Annotated in this window: 1 protein-coding gene and 1 pseudogene; both read right to left on the bottom strand. The window is 44.3% G+C overall.

Annotated features, from left to right (window positions below):
- Nucleotides 1-284, bottom strand: a pseudogene (locus FS875_RS09890) (phage tail protein); the annotation flags it as partial.
- A gap of 7 nt (nucleotides 285-291) precedes the next feature.
- Nucleotides 292-1317, bottom strand: a complete 1026-nt coding sequence (locus tag FS875_RS09885) for a phage tail protein (protein ID WP_144756259.1) — start codon at nucleotides 1315-1317, stop codon at nucleotides 292-294.
- Nucleotides 1318-1399 lie beyond the last annotated feature (82 nt).

Genomic DNA, 1399 nt, shown 5'->3' with positions numbered 1-1399 from the left:
CCTAGATTCCAACCCGTTGCTCTAAAGCGCAATACAAATCCATCTCTATAGCGCCAAAATAGAGAACTCTTGAAGGTTATAGTGCTACTTTGCTCTGAAGAATGAAGCTGAACAATGCCTTCAAGGGCACCACCAACACCCGATAAATATTCCCTCACACGTTGCATCATACCACGGGCACTATCATTTACTGTATGGGGTGCCTGGCCTTCTGACCAGTTGATAATATTGTCCGCACCAGCGTTGTCTGACGCCGTTAAAGACCAATCATAAATATCTGACATAACAACCTCAGGTTTTTATCGCAAAAACCACCGAAACATTGATAGGGCGCGTTTCACTTTCACTATCCCTTGACGCCATAAGATCTTGGCTGTTGAAGTGTCCAAAAGGAACTGCCAAAGTATCATAGCTACGAATATCTTCTTCTCTTATACCCAAAAGAGAAGAAACTCTTGACTTCTGATCATCATCAAGTGCATGACCCCATAAAGCCGTTGCCGCGCCATGCCAATAACGGTCATCATCTTCGTTATCTATATCGGGAACACTTACCCTATGAGCTTCATGGTGATGAGATTGGATTAAATCCTGCTGTACACTTGCAAAGCTGCGTCCTCTATCAATATTGCGCCCATCATCAAAACCACGTAAAAACATTCCTCGCAAATCGGGGACATTGAAGGTCCTCAAACCGTCACCACTCCCCCATGTTGTTCCTATCGCTGCAAAGAGATCACTATAAAAACTCCTGGAATACGCACTCCCATCACACAAGAGCCAACCACTTGGGATTGCTTGCATAGCAAACGTTCCTATAAAGCCCGCTGGATAAACTGCTCTGGATAAATCTAAGGGCGATTGTATGGAGGTTGGATTGAGTAAATGCCATCCTGAAAGCACTTCATCATAGGCTAAACTATAAATGCAGCCCTGCTGGATTTCTCCTCCTACAAGGGGGACTGCTCCTAATTCCGTCGCCTTATAAACAGATTTGGCAGGTAAATGATTCAGAGCAACCGTTGTCGCACCAACATTCTTCCCCTTCGCTTTAAACCCTACAACAATATCATTCTTGTATTCTGAAAAAGGCGATTTGGTTTGCAGCGTTATTGCTGTCGTTTGCTGTTCATTATCAACACGCACAACCCCTTCAAGTGTTCCACCCGTATCTGAAAGATACTCTCTTACCCTTTGCATCATACCACGGGCACTGTTATTAATTGTGCTTGGCAATTGTCCTTCTGACCAATCAATCAAATCATCTGCACGCGTGTTATCCGCCGCCCTTAGCGACCAATCATAGATCGTTGACATAACTCTGCTATCCTATATTCCGTAAAATGCCCGCATCAATTGCGTCATAACTGGATTATCGTCGGCACTCTCTTCTTCTTCT

The sequence above is a fragment of the Bartonella saheliensis genome (genome assembly GCF_902162175.1).
This window is presented reverse-complemented; position numbering and strand designations above follow the sequence as displayed.

Bases quoted from the DNA above. Each gene is read 5' to 3' on its own strand.
- FS875_RS09885 (WP_144756259.1), bottom strand. From the start codon at position 1,317: ATGTCAACGATCTATGATTGGTCGCTAAGGGCGGCGGATAACACGCGT.